The sequence below is a fragment of the Saccharopolyspora sp. 6V genome (assembly GCF_020176785.1).
GTDB classification, from domain to species: domain Bacteria; phylum Actinomycetota; class Actinomycetes; order Mycobacteriales; family Pseudonocardiaceae; genus Saccharopolyspora_C; species Saccharopolyspora_C gregorii.
On the sequence record NZ_JAIUKB010000219.1, the window covers coordinates 1 to 4,025 of the forward strand.

The 4,025-nt window shown below is 74.1% G+C and carries 5 protein-coding genes; 2 read left to right on the plus strand and 3 right to left on the minus strand.

The genetic code is table 11. The features are described 5' to 3' along the window. Positions 1 to 28: 28 nt before the first annotated feature. Positions 29 to 1,177 (plus strand): Na+/H+ antiporter NhaA, encoded by a 1,149-nt coding sequence (gene nhaA, locus LCD35_RS29490; protein ID WP_225045303.1) that lies wholly within the window; start codon positions 29 to 31, stop codon positions 1,175 to 1,177. A gap of 73 nt (positions 1,178 to 1,250) precedes the next feature. After that, positions 1,251 to 1,760 carry a phage holin family protein gene (locus LCD35_RS29495; RefSeq protein ID WP_224957259.1) on the plus strand — a complete coding sequence of 170 codons (510 nt, stop codon included), beginning with the start codon at positions 1,251 to 1,253 and terminating at the stop codon, positions 1,758 to 1,760. 75 nt (positions 1,761 to 1,835) lie between these two features. On the opposite strand, the gene LCD35_RS29500 is transcribed toward LCD35_RS29495, so the two are convergent. The 3 genes from LCD35_RS29500 to LCD35_RS29510 all read right to left on the minus strand — a co-directional run. After that, positions 1,836 to 3,023, minus strand: coding sequence for a MarP family serine protease (locus LCD35_RS29500; protein WP_224966655.1), 1,188 nt, complete (start codon positions 3,021 to 3,023; stop codon positions 1,836 to 1,838). A gap of 49 nt (positions 3,024 to 3,072) precedes the next feature. Continuing rightward, on the minus strand, positions 3,073 to 3,768 hold the full coding sequence (locus LCD35_RS29505; protein WP_224966654.1) for a CoA pyrophosphatase: 696 nt from the start codon (positions 3,766 to 3,768) through the stop codon (positions 3,073 to 3,075). After that, on the minus strand, positions 3,765 to 4,025 hold a 261-nt coding region (locus tag LCD35_RS29510), incomplete at its 5' end, for a TlpA family protein disulfide reductase (protein ID WP_374108157.1). The genes LCD35_RS29505 and LCD35_RS29510, both read right to left, overlap by 4 nt.

The following is a 4,025-nucleotide window of genomic DNA, read 5'->3' on the forward strand; positions in this document are numbered from 1 at the left end:
CCGCGGCACCGCCGCCCTCGCCCGCTACCTGCGGACCGAGACCGTCGGAGGCGTGGTGCTGCTGGTCGCCACCGCGCTCGCGCTGCTCGCGGCGAACTCGCCGCTCGGCGGGCTGTACGCGGGAGTGCGGGACTTCGCGGTGGGGCCCGCCGCGCTGCACCTGGACCTCACCGTCGGCGAGTGGGTCAAGGACGGGCTGCTCGCGGTCTTCTTCTTCGTCGCCGGGCTGGAGCTCAAGCGGGAGCTCGTCGTCGGGGAGCTCGCCGACCGCCGGACGGCGGCGCTGCCGGTGCTGGCGGCGTTCGGCGGCATGGTGGCGCCCGCGATCATCGCGTTCGCCGTCGGCCACGGGGCGCCCGGCGCGGGCCAGGCCTGGGCGATCCCGGTGGCCACCGACATCGCGTTCGCGCTCGGGGTGCTGTCGCTGGCCGGTTCCGGGATCCCGGCCGCGGCGCGGGTCTTCCTGCTCAGCCTGGCCGTCGTCGACGACCTGGGCGCGATCATCGTGATCGCCGTGCTGTTCACCGCGGGGCTGAGCCCGCTGCCGCTGCTCGCGGCGGTCCTGCTCGGCGCCGCCTACTGGTTCGCGCAGCGCAGGCGGATCACCACGCCGTGGCTGTACGTGCCGCTGGCGGTCGCCACCTGGCTCGCGGTCCACGGCAGCGGCATCCACGCCACCATCGCGGGCGTCGCGCTCGGGCTGCTCACCAGGGTGCGGGCCGATCCCGGCGAGGACGCCGCGCCGTCGGTCCGGCTGGAACACCGGTTGCAGCCCTGGTCGGCGGGACTGGTGGTGCCGGTGTTCGCGTTCTTCGCCGCCGGGGTGCCGGTGAACGGGGCGGCGCTGGGCGCGGTGTTCCACGACCGGATCGCGATCGCCGTGATGGCCGGGTTGTTCTTCGGCAAGTTCATCGGGATCTTCGGCACGTCCTACCTGGCGGTGCGCCTCGGGATCGGCGCGCGGCCGGGCGGGGTGACCTGGCGGGACATCTCGGCGCTCGCCGTGCTCGGCGGGGTCGGGTTCACCGTCAGCCTGCTCATCGCCGAGCTGTCGCTGACCGGGGACGCGGCGGAACGCGCCAAGACGGCGGTCTTGATCGCGTCCGCGCTCGCCGCGCTGATCGCCGCCGCGCTGCTGCTGCGGCGCGGACGGCGCACCGCCCGTGAGCTGAACTGATCGGTCTCGGTAGATCACCCACCGGTAACGCCACGGGAGTCTCACTCGGTCGGGCACCAGGCGGCGTGGCACGATGGCGGGCGTGAACAGCGCCCAGAAGAACCAGCAAGGCAGCAGCGACGGAGCCTGGTCGGCCGTCACATCCCTACCGCTGTCCGAAGAGGGCACTGGCGCGGGCGGCGAGCAGTCCATCGGTTCCCTCGTGCGCGACGCGACCACGCACCTGTCGACGCTGGTCCGCTCCGAGATCGAACTCGCCAAGGCCGAAGTCACCGGTGAGGTGAAGAAGGGCGTCAAGGGCAGCGTCTACTTCGTCCTCGCGCTGGCCGTGCTCGGCTTCAGCATGTTCTTCCTCTTCTTCACCCTCGCCGAAGGGTTGCACGCGCTCGGGATCTGGCGCTGGGCCTCCTTCGGCATCGTGTTCCTGCTGATGCTGGTCGTCGCCGGACTGTTCGGACTGCTCGGTTACCTGCGGGTGCGCAAGATCCGAGCGCCGAAGCGCACCATCGCGACGCTCAAGGACACCAAGCAGCTCGCTCGCCGACGCGGCCAGGACGACGCCGCGCACGCCATCGAGAGCTAGTACCGGACCGGTCCCGGGGGGGAGACGCCCGAACGCGGGCGCCTGGCCTCCGCGCGTTCCGGGTCCGGCGAGGAGTCAGCCGCCGGTGCACTCACCGGTCGAGACCGGCCTGGTGAGCGCCGAGGACTCGGCGACCTCGTCGGCCACCTCGTCGGCGGTGAGCGCGAACCCGGTCTCCGGGTCGTCCACGGCGGCGCCGAACACCACGCCCACCACGTCCCCGTCCGGGGCGACCAGCGGGCCGCCGGAGTTCCCGCTCTGCACCTTCCCGCGCACCGTGTACACGTCCCGCACCACGGTGTTCGCGTCGTAGATGTCCGGGCCGCGCAGGTTGATCCGCTGCCGCAGCCTGCCCGCCGACGCCGTGTACGGGCCGTCCAGCGGGTAGCCGAGCGCGACGACGCTGCCGCCGGGCGGCACCTCGGAGCGGTCCAGCGGCATCGCGTCCGCGTCCAGGTCCGGCACCGCCAGCACCGCCAGGTCCGTCGCCGGGTCGAACATCACCACGTCCGCGGCGAACTCGCCGCGGCCCACCTCGATCGCCACCCGGTCCGTGCCCGCGACCACGTGCGCGTTCGTCATCACCCGGTGCGGGGCGACCACGAATCCGGAGCCCTCCAGCGCCCGCGCGCAGGACGCGGCGCGGCCGCGCACCTTCACCACGCTGGTCTGCGCGTTGCGGACCACGTCGCTGGAGGCCAGCGCCTGGTCCGGCGGGTCGATCGCGGCCACCGGGGTCTTCGAGAACGGTTCCAGCGCGTCCGGGAAGCCGCTCACCCCGAGCATCCGGCGCAGCTCGTCCGGCAACGACTTGACCGCGGTCGGCATCATCGAGTCGACCTGGCTCAGCACCTGCGAGCGGGTGATCGCCGACGCGAGCCCCGGCATCGCCGAGGCCGAGGTGAACGGGAGCGCCACCAGCCAGGCCACCACGAACACCGCCACGCACTGCAGCACCGCGCCGAGCACGTTGTCCACGCCGGTCAGCTTCGACGAGGTGATCCGGTCCCGCAGCTCCCGGCCCGCCCACATGCCGAACGTCTCGCCGAACGCCACCAGCAGCACCACGATGCCCACGCCGAACCCGATCCGGGCCGGCTGGCTGTCCAGCCGCTCCAACAGCAGCGGCGCCACCCGCAGACCCACGACGGCGCCGACGAACACGCCGAGGAACGAGAACAGCGCGGTGACCAGGCCGTTGCGCGCGCCGGACACGGCGGCCAGCAGCGCCAGCGCCACCACCAGCAGATCGACCCAGTTCACCGAACACCCTTCCGCCGCGTCACGTCCCCTGCCGGTGCGCAGGCCACCGTCAGCCGCCGAAACCGACGTCCGCGGCGGACTCCGCGGCCCGCCACGCCTCGTCCAGGTCCAGCTCCGGGGCATCGTCCCAGCCGGCGGACCAGCCGCCGAGTTCCAGCACCCCGGCCAGCAGCACCCCGGTGAACCCCCACACCAGCATCCCCGGCACCACGAACGCCGGACCGGCGCGCCCGTCGCGCAGCCGCACCCGGAGCCGGTTCGCCGGGTCCACCAGCCACGACAGCGGGACCCGGGCCACCGCACGAGTCTCCCCGAGGTCGACCGCGGCCACCGGGGACGGATCCCGCCAGTGCGCCAGCACCGGAGTCACCCGGAAACCGCTGTGCGCCACGTGCAGCTCCGGCAGCACGGCCAGCGGCCGGATGCCCGCGGGGTGCGCGCCGACCTCCTCCTGCGCTTCGCGCAGCGCCGCGGCCACCGGGCCCGCGTCGGACGGGTCGATCGAGCCGCCGGGGAACGCGACCTGCCCGGGGTGCGAGCTGAGCCCGTCCGCGCGGCGCAGCAGCAGCACGTCCGGCCCGTCCGCGTCCTCGCCGAACAGGATCAGCACCGCGGCCGGGCGGGCGCTGCGCGGCGGGCGCAGCCGCGGCCAGCCGAAGTGGCCCTGGTCCACGTCCGCGCTGCGCCGCACCAGCGGGGCGAGCCACTCCGGTGCGGCCGAGCCGTCGACCACCGGGTCCGTCACGATCGACCTCCCAAGGTGCGGCGGACCGCGGCGTCCACCGCGTCCGCGGAGCGGAACACCTCCGGCGGATCGATGCGCCGGACCTCTCCCGATTCGGTGATCACGAAGCTGGCGGGCAGCACGTTCGGCACCCGCAGCGCGGCGCGCAGCGCGCCGTCCGGGTCGTGCACCGCCGGGAAGCGCACCCCCAGCGAGCGCAGCAGCGCCAGGCCGTCCGCCTCGTCGCTGCGCACCTGCACGCCCAGCACCGGGATCGA